General features: G+C 73.9%; 23 protein-coding genes. 16 read left to right on the top strand and 7 right to left on the bottom strand.

Annotated features, from left to right (window positions below; all coding sequences use genetic code 11):
* Window positions 1-13 precede the first annotated feature (13 nt).
* From ACIQUR_RS21790 to ACIQUR_RS21780, 3 genes are read right to left on the bottom strand one after another with little or no spacing between them, the layout of a single operon-like run.
* Complete coding sequence (locus ACIQUR_RS21790) at window positions 14-1,735, bottom strand: urease subunit alpha (protein ID WP_403666560.1); 1,722 nt, start codon at window positions 1,733-1,735, stop codon at window positions 14-16.
* Window positions 1,728-2,039: an urease subunit beta gene (locus tag ACIQUR_RS21785; RefSeq protein WP_403666558.1), complete on the bottom strand. Its 312-nt coding sequence runs from the start codon at window positions 2,037-2,039 to the stop codon at window positions 1,728-1,730. Before ACIQUR_RS21785 ends, ACIQUR_RS21790 begins: the two co-directional genes overlap by 8 nt.
* A gap of 8 nt (window positions 2,040-2,047) precedes the next feature.
* On the bottom strand, window positions 2,048-2,350 hold the full coding sequence (locus ACIQUR_RS21780; RefSeq protein WP_403666555.1) for an urease subunit gamma: 303 nt from the start codon (window positions 2,348-2,350) through the stop codon (window positions 2,048-2,050).
* A 687-nt stretch (window positions 2,351-3,037) separates the two neighbouring features.
* On the opposite strand from ACIQUR_RS21780, the gene ACIQUR_RS21775 reads away from it, so the two are divergent.
* Both ACIQUR_RS21775 and ACIQUR_RS21770 read left to right on the top strand, forming a co-directional pair.
* Window positions 3,038-3,547 (top strand): C40 family peptidase, encoded by a 510-nt coding sequence (locus ACIQUR_RS21775; protein WP_403666552.1) that lies wholly within the window; start codon window positions 3,038-3,040, stop codon window positions 3,545-3,547.
* A gap of 91 nt (window positions 3,548-3,638) precedes the next feature.
* Window positions 3,639-4,031: a VOC family protein gene (locus ACIQUR_RS21770; RefSeq protein ID WP_403666549.1), complete on the top strand. Its 393-nt coding sequence runs from the start codon at window positions 3,639-3,641 to the stop codon at window positions 4,029-4,031.
* A 107-nt stretch (window positions 4,032-4,138) separates the two neighbouring features.
* On the opposite strand, the gene ACIQUR_RS21765 is transcribed toward ACIQUR_RS21770, so the two are convergent.
* Entirely contained in the window at window positions 4,139-4,591 is a 453-nt protein-coding gene (locus ACIQUR_RS21765) for an ATP-binding protein (RefSeq protein ID WP_403666547.1), read from the bottom strand.
* 226 nt (window positions 4,592-4,817) lie between these two features.
* Here ACIQUR_RS21765 and ACIQUR_RS21760 point away from each other — a divergent pair, with 226 nt between their 5' ends.
* Together ACIQUR_RS21760 and ACIQUR_RS21755 are read left to right on the top strand one after the other, a co-directional pair.
* The gene (locus tag ACIQUR_RS21760) at window positions 4,818-5,681 is read left to right on the top strand and encodes a helix-turn-helix domain-containing protein (protein ID WP_403666544.1); all 864 of its coding nucleotides are present in this window, start codon (window positions 4,818-4,820) and stop codon (window positions 5,679-5,681) included.
* Between the two features lie 14 nt (window positions 5,682-5,695).
* Entirely contained in the window at window positions 5,696-5,926 is a 231-nt protein-coding gene (locus ACIQUR_RS21755; RefSeq protein WP_403666541.1) for a DUF397 domain-containing protein, read from the top strand.
* A 27-nt stretch (window positions 5,927-5,953) separates the two neighbouring features.
* Here ACIQUR_RS21755 and ACIQUR_RS21750 read toward each other — a convergent pair whose 3' ends face one another.
* The gene (locus ACIQUR_RS21750; protein WP_403666539.1) at window positions 5,954-7,144 is read right to left on the bottom strand and encodes an 8-amino-7-oxononanoate synthase; all 1,191 of its coding nucleotides are present in this window, start codon (window positions 7,142-7,144) and stop codon (window positions 5,954-5,956) included.
* A gap of 148 nt (window positions 7,145-7,292) precedes the next feature.
* Between ACIQUR_RS21750 and bioB the strand changes: the two genes are divergently transcribed.
* The 12 genes from bioB (at window position 7,293) to mug (ending at window position 20,856) form a co-directional block, all read left to right on the top strand.
* On the top strand, window positions 7,293-8,546 hold the full coding sequence (gene bioB, locus ACIQUR_RS21745; RefSeq protein ID WP_403666536.1) for a biotin synthase BioB: 1,254 nt from the start codon (window positions 7,293-7,295) through the stop codon (window positions 8,544-8,546).
* Window positions 8,539-9,843 (top strand): adenosylmethionine--8-amino-7-oxononanoate transaminase, encoded by a 1,305-nt coding sequence (locus tag ACIQUR_RS21740; RefSeq protein WP_403666533.1) that lies wholly within the window; start codon window positions 8,539-8,541, stop codon window positions 9,841-9,843. The genes bioB and ACIQUR_RS21740 overlap by 8 nt, the downstream gene beginning before the upstream one ends.
* Window position 9,844: 1 nt before the next feature.
* Window positions 9,845-10,561 (top strand): dethiobiotin synthase, encoded by a 717-nt coding sequence (bioD, locus tag ACIQUR_RS21735; RefSeq protein ID WP_403666531.1) that lies wholly within the window; start codon window positions 9,845-9,847, stop codon window positions 10,559-10,561.
* 226 nt (window positions 10,562-10,787) lie between these two features.
* Window positions 10,788-11,459, top strand: coding sequence for a class I SAM-dependent methyltransferase (locus ACIQUR_RS21730; RefSeq protein ID WP_403666528.1), 672 nt, complete (start codon window positions 10,788-10,790; stop codon window positions 11,457-11,459).
* Window positions 11,460-11,463: 4 nt separating this feature from the next.
* The gene (locus ACIQUR_RS21725; protein ID WP_403666525.1) at window positions 11,464-12,288 is read left to right on the top strand and encodes an ABC transporter ATP-binding protein; all 825 of its coding nucleotides are present in this window, start codon (window positions 11,464-11,466) and stop codon (window positions 12,286-12,288) included.
* Between the two features lie 3 nt (window positions 12,289-12,291).
* A complete protein-coding gene (locus ACIQUR_RS21720; protein ID WP_403666522.1) occupies window positions 12,292-14,856 on the top strand; it encodes an FtsX-like permease family protein in 2,565 nt (854 codons plus the stop codon).
* Between the two features lie 75 nt (window positions 14,857-14,931).
* The gene (locus ACIQUR_RS21715) at window positions 14,932-15,357 is read left to right on the top strand and encodes a GNAT family N-acetyltransferase (RefSeq protein ID WP_403666520.1); all 426 of its coding nucleotides are present in this window, start codon (window positions 14,932-14,934) and stop codon (window positions 15,355-15,357) included.
* 152 nt (window positions 15,358-15,509) lie between these two features.
* Window positions 15,510-16,859, top strand: coding sequence for a hemolysin family protein (locus ACIQUR_RS21710; protein WP_403666517.1), 1,350 nt, complete (start codon window positions 15,510-15,512; stop codon window positions 16,857-16,859).
* Window positions 16,856-17,875, top strand: coding sequence for a hemolysin family protein (locus ACIQUR_RS21705; RefSeq protein ID WP_403666514.1), 1,020 nt, complete (start codon window positions 16,856-16,858; stop codon window positions 17,873-17,875). The genes ACIQUR_RS21710 and ACIQUR_RS21705 overlap by 4 nt, the downstream gene beginning before the upstream one ends.
* 84 nt (window positions 17,876-17,959) lie before the next feature.
* The gene (locus tag ACIQUR_RS21700) at window positions 17,960-18,739 is read left to right on the top strand and encodes an SGNH/GDSL hydrolase family protein (RefSeq protein ID WP_403666510.1); all 780 of its coding nucleotides are present in this window, start codon (window positions 17,960-17,962) and stop codon (window positions 18,737-18,739) included.
* 138 nt (window positions 18,740-18,877) lie between these two features.
* Complete coding sequence (purB, locus tag ACIQUR_RS21695; protein WP_403666507.1) at window positions 18,878-20,311, top strand: adenylosuccinate lyase; 1,434 nt, start codon at window positions 18,878-18,880, stop codon at window positions 20,309-20,311.
* Window positions 20,308-20,856 (top strand): G/U mismatch-specific DNA glycosylase, encoded by a 549-nt coding sequence (gene mug / locus ACIQUR_RS21690; protein WP_403667209.1) that lies wholly within the window; start codon window positions 20,308-20,310, stop codon window positions 20,854-20,856. Before purB ends, mug begins: the two co-directional genes overlap by 4 nt.
* Window positions 20,857-20,899: 43 nt before the next feature.
* On the opposite strand, the gene ACIQUR_RS21685 is transcribed toward mug, so the two are convergent.
* Together ACIQUR_RS21685 and ACIQUR_RS21680 are read right to left on the bottom strand one after the other, a co-directional pair.
* Window positions 20,900-21,337 (bottom strand): hypothetical protein, encoded by a 438-nt coding sequence (locus tag ACIQUR_RS21685; RefSeq protein WP_403666505.1) that lies wholly within the window; start codon window positions 21,335-21,337, stop codon window positions 20,900-20,902.
* A gap of 40 nt (window positions 21,338-21,377) precedes the next feature.
* Window positions 21,378-22,130: an ABC transporter permease subunit gene (locus tag ACIQUR_RS21680; protein WP_403666503.1), complete on the bottom strand. Its 753-nt coding sequence runs from the start codon at window positions 22,128-22,130 to the stop codon at window positions 21,378-21,380.
* Between the last annotated feature and the right edge of the window lies 1 nt (window position 22,131).

Below are 22,131 nucleotides of genomic sequence, written 5' to 3'. Positions count from 1 at the left end.
GGCGCCTTCCCGTTCAGAAGAGGAAGTACCGCTGGGCCATGGGCAGTTCGCGGGCCGGAGCCGGCTCCACGGCCTCGCCGTCGATCGTCACCGTGAAGGTGTCGGGATCGACCTCCACCCGTGGCCGGGCGTCGTTCTCCCGCATGTCCGCCTTGGTCACGGCGCGGGTGCTGTCGATGGCCACGAACTCCTTGCCCAGCCCCAGGCGTTCGGGCAGCCCGTCGGCCAGCGCCGCCGGAGCGGTGAAGTTGACGGAGTTGCGGGCCGGGGCCCGCCCGTGACCGCCGAACATGGGCCGCGGCAGCACGGGTTGCGGGGTGGGGATCGAGGCGTTGGCGTCGCCCATCTGCGCGTAGGCGATCTGGCCGCCCTTGATCACCAGCTGGGGGCGGACGCCGAAGAACGCGGGCTCCCAGAGCACCAGGTCGGCGAGCTTGCCGGTCTCGACCGAGCCGATCTCGCGGGCCAGGCCCTGGGCGACGGCCGGGTTGATCGTGTACTTCGCGACGTAGCGGCGGGCCCGGTGGTTGTCGGCCCGGCCGTCTCCGGGCAGGGCGCCGCGGCGGCGCTTCATCACGTGCGCGGTCTGCCAGGTCCGCAGGACCACCTCGCCGACCCGGCCCATGGCCTGGGAGTCGGAGGAGATGATCGAGATGGCGCCGAGGTCGTGCAGCACGTCCTCCGCGGCGATGGTCGAGGGCCGGATGCGGGACTCGGCGAAGGCGAGGTCCTCGGGTACCGCGGGGTTCAGGTGGTGGCAGACCATCAGCATGTCGAGGTGTTCCTCGACGGTGTTGACGGTGTGCGGCCGGGTCGGGTTGGTCGAGCTCGGCAGCACGTTGGCCTCGGACACCACGGTGATGATGTCGGGCGCGTGCCCGCCGCCCGCACCCTCGGTGTGGTACGCGTGGATGGTCCGGCCGGCGATGGCGGCGAGGGTGTCGCCGACGAAGCCCGCCTCGTTGAGGGTGTCGGTGTGCACGGCCAGCTGCGCGCCGGTCTCCTCGCACACGCCCAGGCAGGCGTCGATGACCGCGGGCGTGGCCCCCCAGTCCTCGTGGATCTTGAACCCGAGCGCGCCGCCGCGCAGTTGCGCGTGCATGGCCTCGCGGGAGGTGGTGTTCCCCTTGCCGAGCAGGCCTATGTTGACCGGGTGGGCGTCGAGGGCGGCGAACATCCGGGCCAGGTGCCAGGACCCCGGTGTGACGGTGGTGGCCTTGGTGCCCTCGGCGGGGCCGGTGCCGCCGCCGACGAGGGTGGTGATGCCGGAGGCGAGCGCCTCGTCGAGGATGGTCGGCGAGATGAAGTGGACGTGCGCGTCGATGGCGCCGGCCGTGAGGATCCTGCCGTTGCCAGAGATGATCTCGGTCTCGGGGCCGATGACCAGGGCCGGGTCCACGCCGTCCATGGTGTCGGGGTTGCCGGCCTTCCCGATGCCGGTGATCCGGCCGTCGCGCACACCGACGTCCGCCTTCACGACGCCCCAGTGGTCGAGGATGACGGCGCCGGTGATCACGGTGTCGGGCGCGCCCTCGGCGCGGGTGGTCCTGGCCTGGCCCATCGACTCGCGGATCACCTTGCCGCCGCCGAACACCGCCTCGTCGCCCGCGCGGCCGGGGCCGCCGCAGCGGTCCTCCTCGATCTCGACGAGCAGGTCGGTGTCGGCGAGCCGGATGCGGTCGCCGGTGGTGGGGCCGTAGAGGTCGGCGTAGGTCTGCCGGGTCAGTTCAGCCATCGAGGGGTCCCCCCGTCTCGCCGCGCAGCCCGGGTACGGTGCGCAGTCCGGCCAGCGGTACGAGCTCCACCTCGACCGGGATGCCGGGCTCGAAGCGCACGGCGGTGCCCGCCGCGACGTTCAGCCGCAGTCCGCGCGCCGCGGCACGGTCGAAGCCGAGGCCGGGGTTGGCCTCGGCGAAGTGGTAGTGGGAGCCGACCTGGACGGGCCGGTCCGCGGTGTTGAGCACGGTGAGCCGGGTGACCGGGCGGCCCGCGTTGAGGGGCACGGGGCCCTCTCCCAGGAGGATTTCGCCGGGGATCACGGTGCTCCTCAGACGATGGGGTCGTGGACGGTGACGAGCTTGGTCCCGTCCGGGAAGGTCGCCTCCACCTGGACGTCGTGGAGCATCTCCGGGATGCCCTCCATCACGTCCTCGCGGGCGAGGACCTTGCGGCCGGAGGCCATCAGCTCGGCCACCGTCCTGCCGTCCCGGGCGCCTTCGAGGATGTGGCTGGTGATCAGGGCGATGGCCTCGGGGTGGTTCAGCAGCAGCCCGCGGGCCCTGCGGCGCTCCGCCACGTCGGCCGCGACGTGGATGAGGAGCCTTTCCTGCTCGTGCGGCGTCAGTTGCACGGTGCCACCTCACTGTCGTCCTGGCGAGTCACAACCGGCCTCGAACGTTAGGGCGCGCGCTTTACCGTCGCGTTAATTCACGTTTCCGGCGGTGGCTCGGTTCGGGATGTCCGGCGATTCGGATGCCCTTCCGTATACGGCACTTGCGCGGGCTCACCGTACGCACCCGGACACGGTGCGTGACGTCCGTTGGGCGTAACCGCGCCGCCACGGCTCCCCGTTCGGAGTAACGCCCTCGTGTCGTACCCGTACGGCGGGACCGGCCGGAGCGGTCGCGGCCGTCGGCGCAGGTCCGGACCCGTTTCGCCCGTCCGGGCGGGACGGGCGCCCGGGGCCGAAATCCCATTCGGGGCACACGTGATGAGCGTCACATAAGGGTGACTTAACGCGTAATTCGGACACTTGGTGGGCCAGGATCCGGGGGACGACAAGCCCCCGCCACCGCGGCGGGGCGGCCCGGGCGGACGCCGAGTCCTGCCGCCTCACCCGGGTGACTGGTCGACAGGAGTGCACCGGCAGGAGTGGAGGACCCAGGCAGTGCGGAGCGGCGGGCCACCGGCCCGTCCGTTCCTCGGGGTGAAGCCGCCCCGGCCCTTCCCGCACGGGAGGGACCGGTGCGGCCGGGCGAACTTCGCAGGTCCGAACCCGACAGGTCATCCTTCACAGGCGGCTGACGAAGGGTTGCGCATGTCCGCGCTGAACACGAACGTCCCGTACGGGAACGTGCTGGAAAAAAACGTTCCGTCGATGCTGTCCCGGGCCGGGGTCACCTCGGCCCTCACCCTGGCCGTCCTCGGGGGCACCCTCCTCGCCCCCGGCGCCGCTCCCGAGGCCCGGGCCGCGGCGTCGCCCGCCGTGAAGGCCCTCCGGGTGGCGGCGTCCAAGAAGGGCTCCCCGTACCTGTGGGGCGCCACGGGTCCGCACCGCTTCGACTGCTCGGGGCTCACGCTCTACTCGTACAAGCGCGCAGGCAAGTCGCTGCCCCGCACCGCGGCCCAGCAGTACAACCGCACCACGCGCGTCTCGGCCGGCTCCCGGCAACCCGGCGACCTGGTCTTCTTCCACTCCGGGGGCAGCGTCTACCACGTGGGCATCTACGCCGGCGACGGCCGGATCTGGCACTCCCCCAAGACCGGTTCGACGGTCCGTCTGGAGGGGATCTGGACCAGCAGCGTCACGTACGGCCGGGTGCGCTGACCCGCCGGGAATTCGGCTGCGCGGCTCCCGGTGCGCGGTTAGGTTGACGCCGCGGCGGCACCCCGCCGCGGCGTCAGCACAAGGGAGACCCGTGTCCTACCTCAATCCCGTCCGGCACATCACCTTCGATTCCCACGACCCCTACCTGGTGGCCGGGTTCTGGGCCGCGCTGACCGGCGCGTCGGTCCATCCGGACGACGAGCCGGGTGACGACGAGGTGCTCGTGGACCCGGGCGTGCCCGGGGTGCCGGGGCTGCTCTTCATCCGCGTCCCCGACGCCAAGACGGTCAAGAACCGCGTCCACCTGGACATCCAGCCGCCCGTCGGCACCCGGGACGAGGAGGTCGAGCGGCTCATCGGGCTCGGCGCGCGGGTGGTCGACGACCGGCGGAAGCCGGACGGCACGGGCTGGGTCGTGATGGCGGACCCGGAGGGCAACGAGTTCTGCGTGGAACGCGGCGCGGCCGAGCGCGGCCTCGCCTGAGGCACGGCCCGCGGCGTGCCCGTCTCCGGTCGGGGCGGGGCGGGTGCGTCGGCTCGGGCGGAACGGACGGGCGGCACGGGCGGTGGGAGCCGGCGGCCGGCGCGCGCTCAGCGGGGCCGGTCGGCGCCCGCCGGCCGGGCCGCCGCCCGCCACGGCAGCGCGATCCACACGGTCTTGCCGCCGTCCTCGGTCGGGCTGACCGACAGCCGGCCCCCCGCTTCGGCGGTGAGCCAGCGGATGATCACCATGCCGCGGCCGTTGTCCTGCTGGACGGCGGCCGGCAGCCGCCTGGGCCAGCGCGGATGGCTGTCCGTGACACCGATCCGCAGCTGCTCGTCGCGCTCCAGGCGCAGCTCGACCGTGAAGACGGGGGACTGGCCGAAGGTGTGCTGCACGGCGTTGGTGGCGAGTTCGGAGACCATCAGGCGGACGGAGTCGGCCTGCTCGTCCTCCGCGGGCAGCCCCCATTCGGACAGCACGTCCGCGACGTACCTCCGCGCCGTGGCCACCGACGCGGGATCGCTCGGCAGAGTGACGGATGCTTCCAGGTGGTCTGCCATGGCGACGCTGTCCCTTTCCCACCGGGGCCGGACTCCGACTTGGCGCGGATGACCTCGAGGACGGCTCCGGATCTGTGCTTCGCGCCAGACTGCCACTCCGGGTGCCGCCGGTGCTGGCGTTCCACCAAGATATGCATATATCTGTCGCTCAAAGCGGTGAACTCTGCTACGGAAGACCGTATTTGGGCGCAAGACCGGCGGGTGCGCCGGGTGGAAGGAGTCCGGCATGCAGCACGGTCCCGCGGTTCGCCGACGCAAGCTGGGTGAGGAGCTGCGGGCGCTGCGCGACCGGACCGGGCTCACCAGCGGTGAGACGGCCCGGATGCTCGGCTGGCACCAGTCGAAGATCAGCCGGATCGAGACGGGCCGCAGTGGCGTGAAACCCGAGGACGTCCGGCTGCTGCTGGACGCATACGGGGTCGCCGACGCCCAGGAGCGGGCGCTGCTGGAGGCTCTGGCCGCCTCGGCGGGCGACACGGGGCGGGGCCGACAGTGGTGGCACGAGTACCGGGGGCTGCTGCCGCAGGAGTACCGGGACTTCATCAGCCTGGAGGCCGGCGCGAGCGCGGCCCGCACCGTGGAGCTGTCGGTGGTGCCGGGGCTGCTCCAGACCGCCGCGTACGCGCGGGCCGTGACCCGGGCCGCGCTCGGAGGGCTGCCCGAGCCCAAGGTGGACGCGCTGGTCGACGTACGGCTGGCGCGGCAGACGGTGCTGCGGGCGGATCCGCCCCTGGAGCTGAGCGCGGTGCTCGACGAGGCGGTGCTGCGACGGCAGATCGGCGGGCCGGTGGTGATGGCGGAGCAGCTGCGGCACCTCGTGGCGGTGGCCCGGCTGCCCCAAGTGCGGCTCCAAGTACTGCCGTTCAGCGTGGGGGGTCATCTCGGCCTCACGGGGCCTTTCGTCATCTTCTCATTTCCGAACATTGCTGATCTGGATGTGGTTGTTCTCGACCATTTGACGAGTAGCCTCTATCTGGAGCGGAAAGAAGACCTCGAGGCGTACAGCGCCGCCTTCCGCACCATCCAGGCGCACGCCCTCCCGCCCCAGGACTCGTCGGACCTCATCAGCGCGATCGCTGACGGCGCGTAAGGAGGCACAGCCCCATGTCCGCAACCCCCTCTCCCCCGAGCGGACTCAGGAACAGCGCGAACTGGCGGCGCAGCAGCTACAGCACCGGCATGAACAACTGCGTCGAGACCGCCGGCCCCGCCGGCGGCGTACTGGCCGTACGCGACTCCAAGCGGGCCGGAGGACCCGCACTGCACTTCACCGCGACGGCCTGGCAGGGCTTCCTGTCGTACGTACGGGCGGACCCGCCCGGCTCCGGGAGCTGACCCCCGCTCCCCCGGAACCGGCAGGTCTCAGTCCGCGGTCGGCGCGGTCCGCAGGATCGTGCCGACCGCCTGCGTGATCTGGGCCTCCGTCAGGTCGGCCCGGGCGGTCAGCCGCAGCCGCGAGATGCCGTCCGGCACCGACGGCGGCCGGAAGCAGCCCACCGCCAGCCCCGCCTCGCGGCAGTCCGCCGCCCAGCGCAGCGCTGCCGTCGGCGAGGGCGCCCGCACCGAGACCACGGCCGCGTCGGGCCGGGCCGCGGTGAGCCCCGCCCCGGTGAGCCTGCCGTACAGCTCCGCCGCCACCTCGCGGGCCCGCGCGGCCCGCTCCGGCTCCCGGCGCAGCAGCCGCAGGCTGCCGAGCGCCGCGCCCACGGCCGCGGGAGCGAGCCCGGTGTCGAAGATGAAGGTCCTGGCGGTGTTGACCAGGTGCTCGATGACCCTGGCCGGGCCGAGGACCGCGCCGCCCTGGCTGCCCAGCGACTTCGACAGGGTCAGCGTGGCGACGATCCCGTCGGCTCCCGCCAGGCCGGCCGCGGCGAGCGCACCCCGGCCGCCCTCGCCCAGCACCCCGAGGCCGTGCGCGTCGTCGACGACCAGGGCGGCACCGTGGTCGCGGCAGACCTCGGCATGGGCGGCGAGCGGGGCCGCGTCCCCGTCCACGGAGAAGACGGAGTCCGTGACCACCATGGCCCGGCCGCCGAAGGCCTCCAGGGTCTTGCGGACCGCCTCCGGGTCGGAGTGCGGGACCACCGCGGTCCCCGCGCGCGAGAGGCGGCAGCCGTCGACGATCGAGGCGTGGTTGCCCGCGTCGGAGACGACCAGGGTGTCCCGGGCGCTCAGCGCGGTGACGGCGGCGAGGTTGGCGGCGTAACCGGAGGACAGCACCAGCGCGGCCTCGAAGCCGCAGAACTCGGCCAGCTCCCGCTCGAGCTCCGCATGAAGCTCGGTCGTGCCGGTGACGAGGCGCGATCCGGTGGCCCCGGCTCCCCAGCGGCGGGCGGCCGCGGCGGCCGCCCCGGTGGTCTCCGGGTGGTGGGCCAGACCGAGGTAGTCGTTGCTCGCGAGGTCCAGCAGATCCGACTCCGCGGGCCGGGGGCGCAGGGTCCGGACGAGTCCGGCCTGCTCACGGGCGCGGGCCGCCTCGTCGATCCAGGCGAACACGTCCGCCGGCGCGGGGACGGGGTGCGGCGGAACGGGCGGCGGTGCGTCCTGCGTCATCGGCTCAGTCCTCGCGATTTGTCGGCTGTCCACAGACCCTAACGGGCACTGATCGTGACCGAGGTGTGGCGATACACACACCCCGAAGCCGCCATGTTGTCCGATCTCTCCTTGGCCGAGGGCGGTCCCGTAAGCCAGGATCACCGTCATGGACCTGCTGAACACCCTGGTGGACAAGGGGCTGCGGCGTGAGCTGCCGACCCGCGAAGAGGCGCTCGCCGTGCTGGCGACTTCCGACGACGAACTGCTCGACGTGGTGGCCGCGGCCGGCAAGGTGCGCCGCCAGTGGTTCGGCCGCCGGGTCAAGCTGAACTACCTCGTCAACCTGAAGTCCGGGCTGTGCCCCGAGGACTGCTCGTACTGCTCGCAGCGGCTCGGCTCGAAGGCCGACATCCTCAAGTACACGTGGCTGAAGCCCGAGGAGGCCTCCAAGGCCGCCGCCGCGGGCGTGGCGGGCGGCGCCAAGCGCGTCTGCCTGGTGGCCAGCGGCCGCGGCCCGACGGACCGCGACGTGGACCGGGTGTCCAAGACCATCGAGGCGATCAAGCAGGAGAACGAGGGCATCGAGGTCTGCGCGTGCCTCGGCCTGCTCGCCGACGGCCAGGCCGAGCGGCTGCGCGAGGCCGGGGCCGACGCGTACAACCACAACCTCAACACCTCCGAGGCCACGTACGGGCAGATCACCAAGACCCACACGTACGCCGACCGGGTGGACACCGTGCAGAAGGCGCACGCCGCCGGCCTGTCGGCCTGCTCGGGCCTGATCGCGGGCATGGGCGAGAGCGACGAGGACCTGGTCGACGTCGTCTACGCGCTGCGCGAGCTGGACTCGGACTCGGTGCCGGTCAACTTCCTGATCCCCTTCGAGGGCACCCCGCTGGCCAAGGAGTGGAACCTCACCCCGCAGCGCTGTCTGCGGATCCTGGCGATGGTCCGCTTCGTCTGCCCCGACGTGGAGGTCCGGATCGCGGGCGGCCGCGAGGTGCACCTGCGCTCGATGCAGCCGCTCGCGCTGCACATCGCCAACTCGATCTTCCTGGGCGACTACCTCACCAGTGAGGGCCAGGCCGGCCAGGCCGACCTCGACATGATCGCGGACGCCGGTTTCGAGGTCGAGGGCGCCGGTGAGACCACCCTCCCGAAGCACCGCTCCGAGGTCACGGCCGGCGGCGGCTGCGGCTCCCACGCGGGCGGCGCCTCGCTGTGCGGTTCCCAGGCCGGCGCGGGCTGCGGTTCCGGCTGCGGCGGGTGCGGTGCGCACGAGGAGCCGGCCGCGCGGGCCGACGTACCGGCGGAAGCCGCCGCGGCCGCGCCGGAGCAGGCCGAGCCGGGCGAGGTGCGGCCCGAGCTGGTCGCCGTACGCCGTCGCGGTGCGGGAACGGACCTCGCGCCGAATGCCTGATCCGCTCTCCGCCGCCGACCTGCTCGCGCTCGACCGGCAGCACGTCTGGCACCCGTACGGTCCGATGCCCGGACGGCAGGAGCCCCTGGTGGTCTCCTCGGCGTCCGGGGTCCGGCTGCGGCTGGCCGAGCCGGCCGAGGGCCGGGACGAGCTGGTCGACGGGATGTCCTCCTGGTGGTCCGCCGTCCACGGCTACAACCACCCGGTGCTGAACGAGGCCGTGCGCGGGCAGCTGGACCGGATGAGCCACGTGATGTTCGGCGGGCTCACGCACGAGCCCGCCGTCCGGCTCGCCGCCCGGCTGGTCGAGCTCACCCCCGAGGGTCTGGAGCACGTCTTCCTGTCCGACTCCGGGTCGGTCTCGGTCGAGGTCGCGATCAAGATGTGCCTCCAGCACTGGCGCTCGGTGGGCCGGCCGGGCAAGACCCGGCTGCTCACCTGGCGGGGCGGCTACCACGGCGACACCTGGCAGCCGATGGCCGTCTGCGACCCGGACGGCGGCATGCACGAGCTGTGGTCGGGTGCGCTGCCGCGCCAGGTGTTCGCGGACGCGCCGCCGGCCGGCTTCGACGCCGAGCCGGACCCGGCGTACGTCGCCCACCTGCGCGAGCTGGTGGCGGCGCACGCGGACGAGCTGGCCGCGGTGATCGTGGAGCCGGTGGTGCAGGGCGCGGGCGGCATGCGCTTCCACTCCCCCGGGTACCTGCGGGTGCTGCGCGAGCTGTGCGACGAGTACGAGGTCCTGCTGGTCCTGGACGAGATCGCGACCGGCTTCGGGCGCACCGGGGCGCTGTTCGCCGCGGACCACGCGGGGATCACCCCCGACGTGATGTGCGTGGGCAAGGCGCTGACGGGCGGTTACCTCTCGATGGCCGCCACGCTGTGCACGGCACGGGTGGCGGACGGGATCTCGCGCGGCGAGGTGCCGGTGCTGGCGCACGGGCCCACCTTCATGGGCAACCCGCTGGCCGCCTCGGTGGCGCTGGCCTCGATCGACCTGCTGCTCGGCCAGGACTGGGCCGGGGAGGTCAAGCGGATCGAGGCGGGCCTGCGGGAAGGGCTGGCCGGGGCCGCGGCGCTGCCCGGGGTCGAGGACGTCCGGGTGCTGGGTGCCATCGGCGTGGTGCAGCTGGACCACGAGGTGGACATGGCCGCGGCCACCCGGGCCGCGGTGCGGGAGGGCGTCTGGCTGCGTCCCTTCCGGGACCTGATCTACACGATGCCGCCGTACGTGTCCTCGGACGAGGACGTGGCGCGGATCGGCCGCGCGGTGTGCGCGGCGGCGCGGGAAGGCTGAGATGAGCGTGCTCGTCGTGTCCGGTACGGGCACGGAGATCGGCAAGACGGTGGTGACCTCGGCGATCGCGGCCGCCGCCCTGGCGGCCGGACGGTCGGTGGCGGTGCTCAAGCCCGCCCAGACCGGGGTGGCGCCGGACGAGGCCGGGGACGTCGCCGAGGCGGCCCGGCTCGCGGGGCGGCTGACCGGCCTCGAACTGGCCCGCTACCCGGAGCCGTTGGCGCCGGACACCGCCGCGCGCCGGGCCGGCCTGCCGTACGTCTCCCCCGAGGACGTGGCCGAGGCGGCCGGGAAGCTGGCCGCGGAGCACGACCTGGTGCTGGTGGAGGGCGCGGGCGGGCTGTTCGTGCGCTTCGACGGCGCGGGGCGCACGCTCGCCGACGCGGCCCGGCTGCTGGACGCGCCGGTCCTGGTGGTGGTCCCGGCCGGGCTGGGGACGCTCAACTCCGCCTTCATGACCAGCGAGGCCATGGCCTCGCGGGGGCTGGCACACGCGGGGCTGGTGATCGGCAGCTGGCCGGACGCGCCGGGGCTGGCCGAGCGGTGCAACCTGGCCGACCTCCCGACGGTCTCCCGCGCCCCGCTGGTGGGTGCGGTGCCGGAGGGCGCCGGCCGGCTGGAACCGGCCGGGTTCCGGGCGGCCGCTCCCGGGTGGCTGGCGCCGGAGCTGGGCGGTACCTGGGACGCCGGGCGGTTCCTGGCGAGCTGGCCGGCGTAACGGCGGGCCCCGCGCAGGGCTGGGGAGGGCTCGGGGCGGGCCCGCGTCCGGCGGCTTCGGCTGCGCGGCGGGTGGCCCGTACCCCCGGGTCCGGCCGCCCGGCGGGCCCCGCGGACCGCGGCGGGTGGCGGCCGGTTTCCCGCCGCGCCCCGCGGCGTGCGGGCTTGCCCGGCGGTGGCGGGGGGAGACTGTGGGTACGCCACCGCTCGCGTGAGGAGGCCCCACCATGCCGCTGCGCCGCACCCGCGTACCGCAGGATCCCGTGCACCACCCGCTGTTCGCGCGCTTCTACGCCCGGATGAGCGTCCAGGCCGACACCCGGGCCGGCGTGGCGGAGCTGCGCGAGGAACTGCTCCACGGGCTGAGCGGGCGGGTGATCGAGATCGGCGCGGGCAACGGCCGCAACTTCTCGCACTACCCGCGGGCCGTCTCCGAGGTGGTGGCCGTCGAGCCGGAGCGCACGCTGCGCCGGCTGGCGGTGCGCACCGCGCTGCGGGCCGACGTGCCGGTGGACGTGGTGCCCGGGGTGGCGGAGGCCCTGCCGGTCAAGAGCGAGGCCTTCGACGGTGCCGTGGCGTCCCTGGTGCTCTGTTCGGTACGGGACCTGGCCCGCTCCCTGGCCGAGGTCCACCGGGTGCTGCGGCCGGGGGGCGAGCTGCGGTTCTTCGAGCACGGGCTGGCGCCGGGCCCGAACATGGCGGCGTTCCAGCGGGTGCTGGACCGCACGGTGTGGCCCCGGCTGTGCGGGGGCTGCCACACCGCGCGCGACCCGCTGGCCGCGATCGAGGCCGCCGGCTTCCGGATCGTGCGGCAGCGGAGCCTGCGCATCCCGGAGCGGGGGCCGGCCTTCCCCGACTCGTACTGCGTGATCGGGTCCGCCCGACGCTCGCCGGTGTAGGCGGATGACGGAACGGGGAGCGGCGGCGCGGGCCAGGGACCTGACGAAGGCGTACGGGTCGGGCGAGACCGCCGTGGTCGCGCTGGACGCGGTCGACGTGGACATCGAGCGGGGCCGGTTCACCGCGGTGATGGGGCCGAGCGGCTCGGGCAAGTCGACGCTGATGCACTGCCTGGCCGGGCTCGACTCGGTGTCGGGGGGCCGGGTGTGGCTGGGCGACACGGAGATCACCGGGCTGAAGGACCGGGCGCTGACCCGGCTGCGGCGGGACCGGATCGGGTTCATGTTCCAGTCCTTCAACCTGCTGCCCACCCTGACCGCGGCGGAGAACATCACGCTGCCGATGGACATCGCCGGCCGGAAGCCCGACCGCGAGTGGCTGGACCGGGTGGTCGACACGCTGGGGCTGCGCGGGCGGCTGGGGCACCGGCCGAGCCAGCTGTCGGGCGGTCAGCAGCAGCGGGTGGCCTGCGCGCGGGCGCTCGCCTCACGGCCGGAGCTGATCTTCGCCGACGAGCCGACGGGCAACCTGGACTCGCGGGCGGGCGCCGAGGTGCTGGCGTTCCTGCGCGAGGCGGTCGACTCGCTGGAGCAGACGGTGGTGATGGTGACGCACGACCCGGTGGCGGCCGGGTACGCGGACCTGGTGCTGTTCCTGGCGGACGGGCGGATCGTGGACCGGCTGGCGGAGCCGACGGCCGCGTCGGTGCTGGAGCGGATGCGGCGGCTGCCGGAGCATCCGGGAACGGACGCGGGTTCCGCGGCGCCGGCCCCGGCCGGCTCCCCGCCGGTGCCGGAGGGGTCCGGCCCGTACGACGGTGAGGACTGAGGCGTGCTCAAGGCGACCCTGCGCAGCTTCCTCGCCCACCGCGGACGGCTGCTGCTGTCGGCGCTGGCGGTGCTGCTCTCGGTCGCGTTCGTCACCGGCAGCCTGATCTTCTCGGACACGGTGACGCGTACCTTCGACCGGCTGTTCGCCTCGACCGCCGCCGACGTGACGGTGGCTCCGCTGGAGGACCTCACCGAGCGGATGCCGTCCGGCGCCGTCCGCACCCTGCCCGCCTCACTCGCGACGGAGGTCGCGGCCGTGCCGGGCGTCGCGGCGGTGCACGTGGACGCGGCGGCGCGCAACGCCACGGTGGTCGACTCCCGGCGGGAGACCGTGGGCCCGACGAACGGCGCGCCCACGATCGTCTCGAACTGGTCGCCGCGCGAGCACATGGCGGTGGAGCTGACCGCCGGCCGGGCGCCGCACGGCCCGGGCGAGGCGCTGCTGGACCGCACCACGGCGGACAGGGGGAAGGTGCGGATCGGGGACCGGCTGACCGTGCTCGCCGGGCCCGGTTCGTTCCCGGTCCGGGTGACCGGCATCGTGACCTTCACGACCACCAACCCCGGTGCCGCGCTGGTGTTCCTGGACACCCCGACCGCCCAGGTGCGGCTGCTCGGCGGTCCCGGCCGGGCCTCCTCGCTGTCGGTGGACGCGGCGCCCGGGGTGCCGGACGGGGAGCTGAAGGCGCGGGTCGCGGCGGCCGTCGGCCCCGGGTACGAGCTGCGGACCGCCGACGAGCAGGCGAAGAACGCCGCCCAGCGGCTGGGCGGGTTCCTCGACGTGATCAAGTACGTGATGCTGGGCTTCGCCGGGGTCGCGGTGCTGGTCGGGATCTTCCTGATCGTCAACACCTTCTCGATGCTGATCGCGCAGCGCACCCGGGAGCTGGGCCTGCTGCGGGCGCTGGGCGCGGACCGGCGGCAGGTGCGGCGGTCGGTGCTCGCGGAGGCGCTGCTGCTGGGGCTGGTGGGCTCGACCCTGGGGCTGGCCACCGGCATCGGGCTGGCGGCGGGGCTGATCGCGCTGCTCGGGCTGGCCGGGGTGAACCTGAGCGCCGCGGAGATGGCGGTGACCGCGGCCGTGCCGGTCTCGGCGTACGTGGTGGGGCTCGGGGTGACGGTGGTGGCGGCGTACCTGCCGGCCCGGCGGGCCGCCGCGGTCTCGCCGATGGCCGCGCTGTCGGATGCCGAGGTGGCGGGCGTGGGGCGGCCCCTGCGGGTGCGCGGGCTGGTGGCCCTGGTGGTGGGGGCGGCCGGTGCGGCGGCGCTGGCCGGGTGCGCGGTCGCCGAGCCGACGGGGCGGGCCGCGTCGCTGCTGGGGCTGGGGATCGCGCTGACGCTGGTGGCCATGGTGGTGGGCGGGCCGCTGCTGGTGCGGCCGGTGATCCGGGTGCTGGGCGGGGCGTTCCCGCGGGTGTTCGGGCCGGTCGGGCGGCTGGGGCAGCGCAACGCCCTGCGCAACCCGCGGCGTACCGGGGCGACGGCCTCGGCACTGATGGTGGGGCTGGCGCTGGTGGGCGGGCTGTCGGTGGCCAGTGCCTCGATGGCCGCCTCCTTCGACCGGCAGATCGACCGGACGCTGGGCGCGGACTTCGTGCTGCAGGGCGCCAACTTCGGCCCCTTCCCCCAGGAGGTCACCGACGCGGTCCGGCGGGTGGACGGGGTCGGCCTGGTGGTGCGGCAGCGGTTCACCGCGCTGCGGGTGACGCTGCCCGACGGCGCGCGGGTGGAGACCACGGCCTCCGGGTACGACCCGCGGCTGGACGACGTGGCGCACGTGCCGTACCTCTCGGGGTCGACCGCAGCGGCGCTGGCCGACGGCGCGGTGGGTATGGACGAGGAGTTCGCGCGGGAGCACGGGGTGCGGACCGGGGCGGTGCTGCCGGCGCTCTTCCCGGGCGGGCGCACGGCCTCGCTGCGGGTGGCGGCGCTCACCGATCTGGACGCGCCCCGGGGGCCCGGGATGGCGGGCGGGCTCTTCCTGGGGATGGCCACGCTGGAGCGGTACGCGCCGGGGGCGCAGGACGCCGCCCTGTACGTGAACGCGGCGGAGGGGGTGCCCCCGGACGTGCTGCGGGGGCGGCTGGAGGCGGCGCTCGACGCCTACCCGCAGGTGCAGGTGCGGGACCAGGCGGACTACAAGGAGCTGATCCGGGGCCAGATCTCGGTGCTGCTGCGGCTGGTGTACGGGCTGCTGGCACTGGCGATCGTCATCGCCGTGCTGGGGGTGGTGAACACCCTGGCCCTGTCGGTGGTGGAGCGCACCCGGGAGATCGGACTGCTGCGGGCGATCGGGCTGTCCCGGCGGCAGCTGCGGCGGATGATCCACCTGGAGTCGGTGGTGATCGCCGTGTTCGGCGCGGTGCTGGGGCTCGGACTGGGGCTGGTGTGGGGACTGGCGGCGCAGCGGGTGCTGGCCTTGGAGGGGATGACGGCGCTGGCGGTGCCGTGGCCGGTGATGGTGGCGGTGCTGGTGGGCTCCGTCGTGGTCGGGCTTGCGGCGGCGGTGCTGCCGGCGCTGCGGGCGGCGCGGATGAACGTACTGGCGGCCATCGCACACGAGTGACGGCCGCCCCCGGGCGGCTGCCCGCATGGTGGAAACCTGTGGCACCCGCCGGCGGGCGGGTGGTGGGATGCCGCCATGGATGATCTTCACATCAGGCCGGCGGGTGCCGGCGACCTCGCGGCCGTCCTCGCCTTCTGGGCCTCGTCCGCCGAGGGCACCAGCATCAGTGACGACATCGCGGGCGTGACGCGGCTGGTCGAGCGGGACCCCGGGGCTCTGCTCCTCGCGGAGCGGGACGGCCGGCTCGTCGGGACGGTGATCGCGGGCTTCGACGGGTGGCGCTGCCACCTCTACCGCCTGGCGGTGGACCCGGGGCACCGGCGGCAGGGCATCGGGACCGCGCTGCTGGCGGCCGCGGAGGAGCGGTTCACCGCGCTCGGCGGGCGGCGCGGCGACGCGATGGTGCTGGACCGGAACGAGCGGGCGCACCACGCGTGGCGGGCCGCCGGGTACGGGCCGGAGGAGCAGTGGACGCGCTGGGTGAAGCCCCTGCCCGCCTGAGCCGCTTTGCCTGTCCTTTACTATGGGGTGACCGTACGAAGGACCACCCCGGCATTCGAAAGGTGTGAGCGTCCGCCCATGGGCGAGCCTCCCAGTACCCGACATCGCGCGATACCCCTCCTCCTGGCTGATCATGGGACGGAGGTGAACCGATGACCGAAGTGCTTCTGCTCGCCGTGGCGCTGCTGCTCTGCGTCGCCTGCGGCGCCTTCGTGGCCGCGGAGTTCTCGCTGACCACGGTCGAGCGCAGTGAGCTCGAGCGGGCGGTCGAGCGCGGCGACCGCGGGGCCGCGAGCGCGCTCAAGGCGGTGCGCAGCCTCACCTTCCAGCTCTCCGGCGCCCAGCTCGGCATCACCGTCACCAACCTGGTCATCGGCATGCTGTCCGAGCCGTCGATCGCCAAGCTGCTGAGCGGCCCCTTCGAGGACATGGGCCTCTCGGAGACCACGGCCTCCTCGGTGGCGCTGGTGCTCGGCACCGCCCTGTCGACCGTGGTGCTGATGGTCGTGGGCGAGCTGGTGCCCAAGAACTGGGCGATCTCCTCGCCGCTGAACGTGGCCCGGCACGTGGCCACGCCCCAGCGGGTCTTCAGCGCGGCCTTCAAGCCGCTGATCGGGCACCTCAACTCCACCGCGAACCGCGTGGTACGGCGCTTCGGCATGGAGCCGGCCGAGGAGCTGGCCTCCGCGCGCACCCCGCAGGAGCTGGTGGCACTGGCGCGGCACTCCGCGAAGGAGGGCGCGCTGGAGAAGGACACGGCCGAGCTGTTCGTGCGGACGCTGAACCTGGCCGACCTGACCGCGGAGAACGTGATGACCCCGCGCGTGCAGGTGACGGCGCTCGACGTGCAGACCACCGCGGAGGACGTGGCGAACGCCACCATGGCCACCGGCCTGTCGCGGTTCCCCGTGTACCGGGGCAGCCTCGACACGGTGGTCGGCACGGTGCACATCAAGGACGTGCTGGCGCTGCCCGCCGAGCAGCGGCACCGGTACCCGGTGTCCCAGCTGCTGCGCGAGCCGCTGCTGGTGCCCGAGTCGCTGACCGTGGACCGGCTGCTGGACCGGCTGTCCGGCCGGCAGACGATGGCCGTGGTGATCGACGAGTACGGCGGCACGGCCGGCGTGGCCACCCTGGAGGACATCGTGGAGGAGGTCGTCGGCGAGGTCCGCGACGAGCACGACCCGCACGAGACCCCCGACCTGGCCCCGGCCGGCACCGACGCCAACGGCCGCAGGCTGTACTCGGCCGACGGCGCGGCCCGCACCGACCAGCTGGAGCGCATCGGTCTCCGGGCCCCCGAGGGACCGTACGAGACGCTGGCCGGGCTGATAGCCACCGTGCTGGGCCGGATCCCGGCCGTGGGCGACAGCCTGGAGATGGACGGCTGGAAGGTGGACGTGGTGGACGCCAGCGGCAGGCGGGCGGCGCGCGTGCTGCTGCACGCCCCGGTCGCCGGCTCCGCCGGCGAGGGCGAGCGAGGGACGGGGACGGACCGATGACCGCGGTGCAGCTGCTGATCGGCTTCCTGACGCTGGTCGTGAACGCCTTCTTCGTCGGCGCCGAGTTCGCCCTGATCTCGGTGCGGCGCAGCCAGATCGAGCCCTACGCCGAGCGCGGCGACCGGCGTGCGCACAGCGTGCTGTGGGGCCTGGAGCACGTGTCGGCCCTGATGGCGGCCGCGCAGCTCGGCATCACGCTCTGCACCCTGGTGCTGGGTGTCGTCGCCGAGCCGGCCATCGAGCACCTGCTGACGCCGGTGTTCGACTTCTTCGGGGTGCCGGACGGGCTGACGCACGCGATCTCCTTCGTCGTCGCCCTGGCCCTGGCCACCTACCTGCACATGCTCTTCGGCGAGATGGTGCCGAAGAACATGGCGCTGGCGGAGCCGGTGCGCACCGCGCTGCTGCTCGGTCCGCCGCTGGTGACCCTGACCCGGGCGCTGAGGCCGGTGATCTTCGCGATCAACGCCTTCGCCAACGCGCTGCTCAAGCTGCTGCGGGTGGAGACGAAGGACGAGGTCTCCGCGACCTTCTCCGACGACGAGCTGGCCCGGATCGTGAAGGACTCCAGCGAGGCCGGACTGATCGACGGCCGGGCCAGCGAGCGCCTGCACGACGCGCTGGAGCTGGGCCGGCGCCCGGTGACCGACGTGGTGCTGCCCGAGGAGCGGGTGGTGACCGCACACGAGGGGATCACCCCCGCGGAGCTGGAGCGGCTGTCCGCCTCCAGCGGGTACTCCCGCTTCCCGGTGATCGACGACCAGCGCCGGATCCTCGGGTACCTGCACGTCAAGGACGCGCTGGACGCCGCGGAGCGGGACCGGGCCTTCCCCGCCCAGGCGCTGCGGCCGATCGCCCAGGTGCGGTCGGACACCCCGCTGGACGACGTGCTGACCGCCATGCGGCGCAGCCGGACCCACCTGGCGGCCGTGCTCGGCGCCGACGGGGCCCTCACGGGCCTGGTCACCATGGAGGACGTGCTGCGGGAGCTGTTCGGCAACGCCCCGGCCGCCTGAGCCCGCGCCCCCGGAGCCCGGGGACCCCTCGGGGTCCGGGTTTCGGGGGCGCCGGACCGAACCGCGCGGTAACATCGCACCGCCATGGAAATGAATGCCTCGTACACCAGTTTCGTCGCCCTCGGAGACTCCTTCACGGAGGGGATGTCCGACCGGCTGCCGGACGGGACGTACCGGGGCTGGGCCGATCTGCTGGCGGCGCGGCTGGCCGCCCGCGAACCGGACTTCCGGTACGCGAACCTCGCCGTGCGCGGGAAGCTCATCGGCCAGATCGTCGAGGAGCAGGTGGATGCCGCCGCCGCGATGCGGGCCGACGTCGTCACCCTGGTGGGCGGGCTGAACGACACGCTCCGGCCCAAGTGCGACATGGGCCGGGTCAAGGGCCTCCTGGAGGAGGCCGTCGGGAAGCTCGCCCCCTCCTGCGACCGCCTGGTGCTGATGCGCTCCCCCGGCCGCAACGGTCCGGTGATGGAGCGCTTCCGGCCCCGCATGGAGGAGCTGTTCGCCTTCATCGCGGAGCTGTCGGCGCGCTACGGCACGCTCGTGGTCGACCTGTACGGGGCACCCGCGCTCGGCGACCCGCGCCTGTGGGACGTGGACCGGCTCCACCTGACCTCCGAGGGCCACCGGCGGGTGGCCGAGGCGGTCTGGCAGACCCTGGGGCTGCCCCCGGAGGAGGACTGGCGCACCGAGCTGCCGCCCTCCCTGCCGCCGGGCTGGGCCGCGCGCCGCGCCGCCGACGCGCGCTTCGCCCGCGAGCACCTGCTGCCCTGGATCGGAAGGCGGCTCAGCGGCCGCTCCTCGGGCGACGGGCTGCCGCCCAAGCGCCCCGACCTGCTGCCGTACGACGCCCGGCACCGCTAGGGCGGCGACACCGGGACCCGCGCGGCCCGCGGCGGCGGAGGCCCGGCTTCCGGTGCGTGCGGGGTGCACCCTCTCGTAGCAAGCCACAACCGGGGGCGGGGCGCTGGCCTGCGCGAACCGACAGTAGAATCCGTTTACGTGACAGCCAAGCCCCGCATCCCCAATGTCCTGGCCGGCCGCTACGCCTCCGCGGAGCTCGCCGTCCTGTGGTCCCCCGAGTACAAGGTGACGCTGGAGCGTCGGCTGTGGCTCGCCGTGCTGCGTGCGCAGAAGGACCTCGGTATCGAGGTGCCGGACGCGGCCCTCGCCGATTACGAGCGCGTCCTGGAGCAGGTCGACCTCGCCTCCATCGCCGAGCGCGAGAAGGTCACCCGCCACGACGTGAAGGCCCGCATCGAGGAGTTCAACGCCCTCGCCGGCCACGAGCACGTCCACAAGGGCATGACCTCGCGCGACCTCACCGAGAACGTCGAGCAGCTCCAGATCCGCCTCTCCCTCGAACTGGTCCGCGACCGCACCGTGGCCGTGCTGACCCGCCTGGGCAAGCTGGCCGGCGAGCACGCCGAGCTCGTGATGGCGGGCCGCTCCCACAACGTCGCCGCGCAGGCCACCACCCTCGGCAAGCGCTTCGCCACCGCGGCGGACGAGCTGCTGGTCGCCTACGCCCGCCTCGAGGACCTCCTCGGCCGGTACCCGCTGCGCGGCATCAAGGGCCCCGTCGGCACCGCACAGGACATGCTGGACCTCCTCGGCGGCGACACCGCCAAGCTCGCCGAGCTGGAGCAGCGCATCGCCGCTCACCTGGGCTTCGGTCACGCCTTCACCTCCGTGGGCCAGGTCTACCCCCGCTCCCTCGACTACGACGTGGTCACCGCGCTGGTGCAGCTGGCCGCCGCCCCGTCCTCGATCGCGAAGACGATCCGGCTGATGGCCGGCCACGAGCTGGTGACCGAGGGCTTCAAGCCGGGCCAGGTCGGCTCGTCGGCGATGCCGCACAAGATGAACACCCGCTCCTGCGAGCGCGTCAACGGCTTCATGATCATCCTGCGCGGTTACGCCTCGATGACCGGCGAGCTCGCGGGCGACCAGTGGAACGAGGGCGACGTCTCCTGCTCCGTGGTCCGCCGCGTGGCCCTGCCCGACGCGTTCTTCGCGCTGGACGGCCTGATGGAGACCTTCCTCACGGTGCTCGACGAGTTCGGCGCCTTCCCCGCCGTCGTGGCCCGCGAGCTGGACCGCTACCTCCCCTTCCTGGCCACCACCAAGGTCCTGATGGGCGCGGTGCGGGCCGGTGTCGGCCGCGAGGTCGCGCACGAGGTCATCAAGGAGCACGCCGTGGCCTCCGCGCTGGCGATGCGCGAGCAGGGCGCCGAGCGCAACGAGCTGCTGGACAAGCTCGCCGCGGACGAGCGCATCCCGCTGGACCGCGCCCAGCTGGACGCCCTGATGGCCGACAAGCTGTCCTTCACCGGTGCCGCCGGCGACCAGGTCGCCACCGTGGTCTCCCGCATCGAGGAGATCGCCAAGCAGCACCCGGAGGCAGCCGCCTACGCGCCGGGGTCGATCCTCTGACCCCCGAAGAGCTGGCCGCCGCCCGTGACCGCGTCCTCCCGGACGTGGTCGCGGGCGGTCTGCGCGTGCTGTTCTGCGGCATCAACCCAGGCCTGCTCTCGGCCGCCACCGGCCACCACTTCGCCCGCCCGGGCAACCGCTTCTGGCCGGTGCTCCACCTGTCGGGCTTCACCCCCCGCCGCCTCGCCCCCGCCGAGCAGGACGAACTGCTCACCTACCGGCTGGGCATCACCAACGTCGTGGCCCGGGCCACCGCGCGGGCCGACGAGCTGAGCGCCGAGGAGTTCCGCGAGGGCGGACGGATCCTGACCGCCAAGGTGGAGGAGCTCCGCCCCCAGTGGCTGGCGGTCGTCGGCGTCACCGCCTACCGCACGGCCTTCGGCGAGCGCCGCGCGCAGATCGGCCCGCAGGAGCGCACCATCGGCTCCACCCGCATCTGGGCCCTGCCCAACCCCAGCGGCCTCAACGCCCACTGGACCGCGGAGTCCATGGCGGAGGAGTACGCCCGCCTCCGCGCGGCCGCGGAGACCGAGCCCCTCGCCTGACCGGCCCCCTGGATTTCCCCCTTGGCCGGCGGTCTCCCCGCCGCTACGGCAGGTCCACCTCGGTGACCGCCGCGACCAGGAGCCACGGCTGGTCCTCCCCCCAACGCGCCGCGCACACGACGATCCAGCGTTCCTCCACCCACCAGAGGTGGACGTGGTCGGTGAGCCCGCACAGCTCGGACCAGGGTTCCGGCATGTCCCCGGTCAGGACCATCCGGTCCAGTCTCGCGCCCAGGCCCACCTGCTGCGGGTCCCCCCAGCGCGTACTCAGGGCCGCCACGAGTGCCCCGTACTCCGCCGCGACCTGTTCGTCGCGGCCCGCCCGCAGCGCGGCGTCCTCGTCCGCCTCCCAGCGGGCTTCGCCCAGCTCGGCGAGGTGGTACCCCGGCCCGCTCCGGATGCCGTCCTCCCGTCCCGCACCGGCCGGGAAGGCGAGCCTCCGCATCCGGTCGATGGTCTCCAGCTGATGTGCCGTGGTCATACCGTCAGTAAAGCTGCCCCCACTGACAACTGGCCCGGCGTCAGGCGTCCCTGCGGCGCACGGCCAGCCACCCGGCGGCCAACGCGGCCCCGGCCCACAGGGCCGTGACGGCGACTCCGCTCCACGGACCGAGACCGCCCGCCGTGTCCTGGTGCAGCACCGCCTGCCCGGCCCGGTCGGGGAGGTACCGGGCGACTCCGCCCACCGTGTCCCCGACGACGAACGAGACGATCAGCACGAAGGGTATGAGGAGGCCCAGCACCGCGCCCCCGCTGCGCAGCAGCGCGGCGAGCCCGGCCGCGAACAGCGCCATCAGGGCGAGGTAGCAGCCGCTGCCGAACACCGCCCGCGGAACGCCCGGGTCGCCGAGCCCCAGCGCCGCCGACCCCATGAAGGCCTGCCCCGCGAGGAACGAGACGAGTCCCGCGGCCCATCCCACGACCAGTGCGAGCGCCCCGATCACGGTGACCTTGCCGAGGAAGAACCGGGTGCGGTCCGGCACCGCGCTCAGGGACACGCGCAAGGCCCCCTGGTGATACTCCCCCGCGACGGCGGTGGCACCGAAGGCGATGGCCGCTATCTGCCCGAAGTTGAGCCCGAAGAAGGCGCCTGCCAGGCGGTCGGATCCGAGTGCGTCCGCTCCCTCCTCACCGGCGGTGGCGCCGGCCAGGACACTGATGGCGACCGCGGCCGGCACGATGCCCAGCAGGCACCACACCACGGCGCGGACGGAGCGTATCTTGATCCACTCCGAGTGCAGGACCGGACGGACGGCAGGGTTCGCGGTGCTCATG

The sequence above is a fragment of the Streptomyces sp. NPDC101132 genome, assembly GCF_044759225.1.
GTDB lineage: Bacteria > Actinomycetota > Actinomycetes > Streptomycetales > Streptomycetaceae > Streptomyces.
This window is presented reverse-complemented; position numbering and strand designations above follow the sequence as displayed.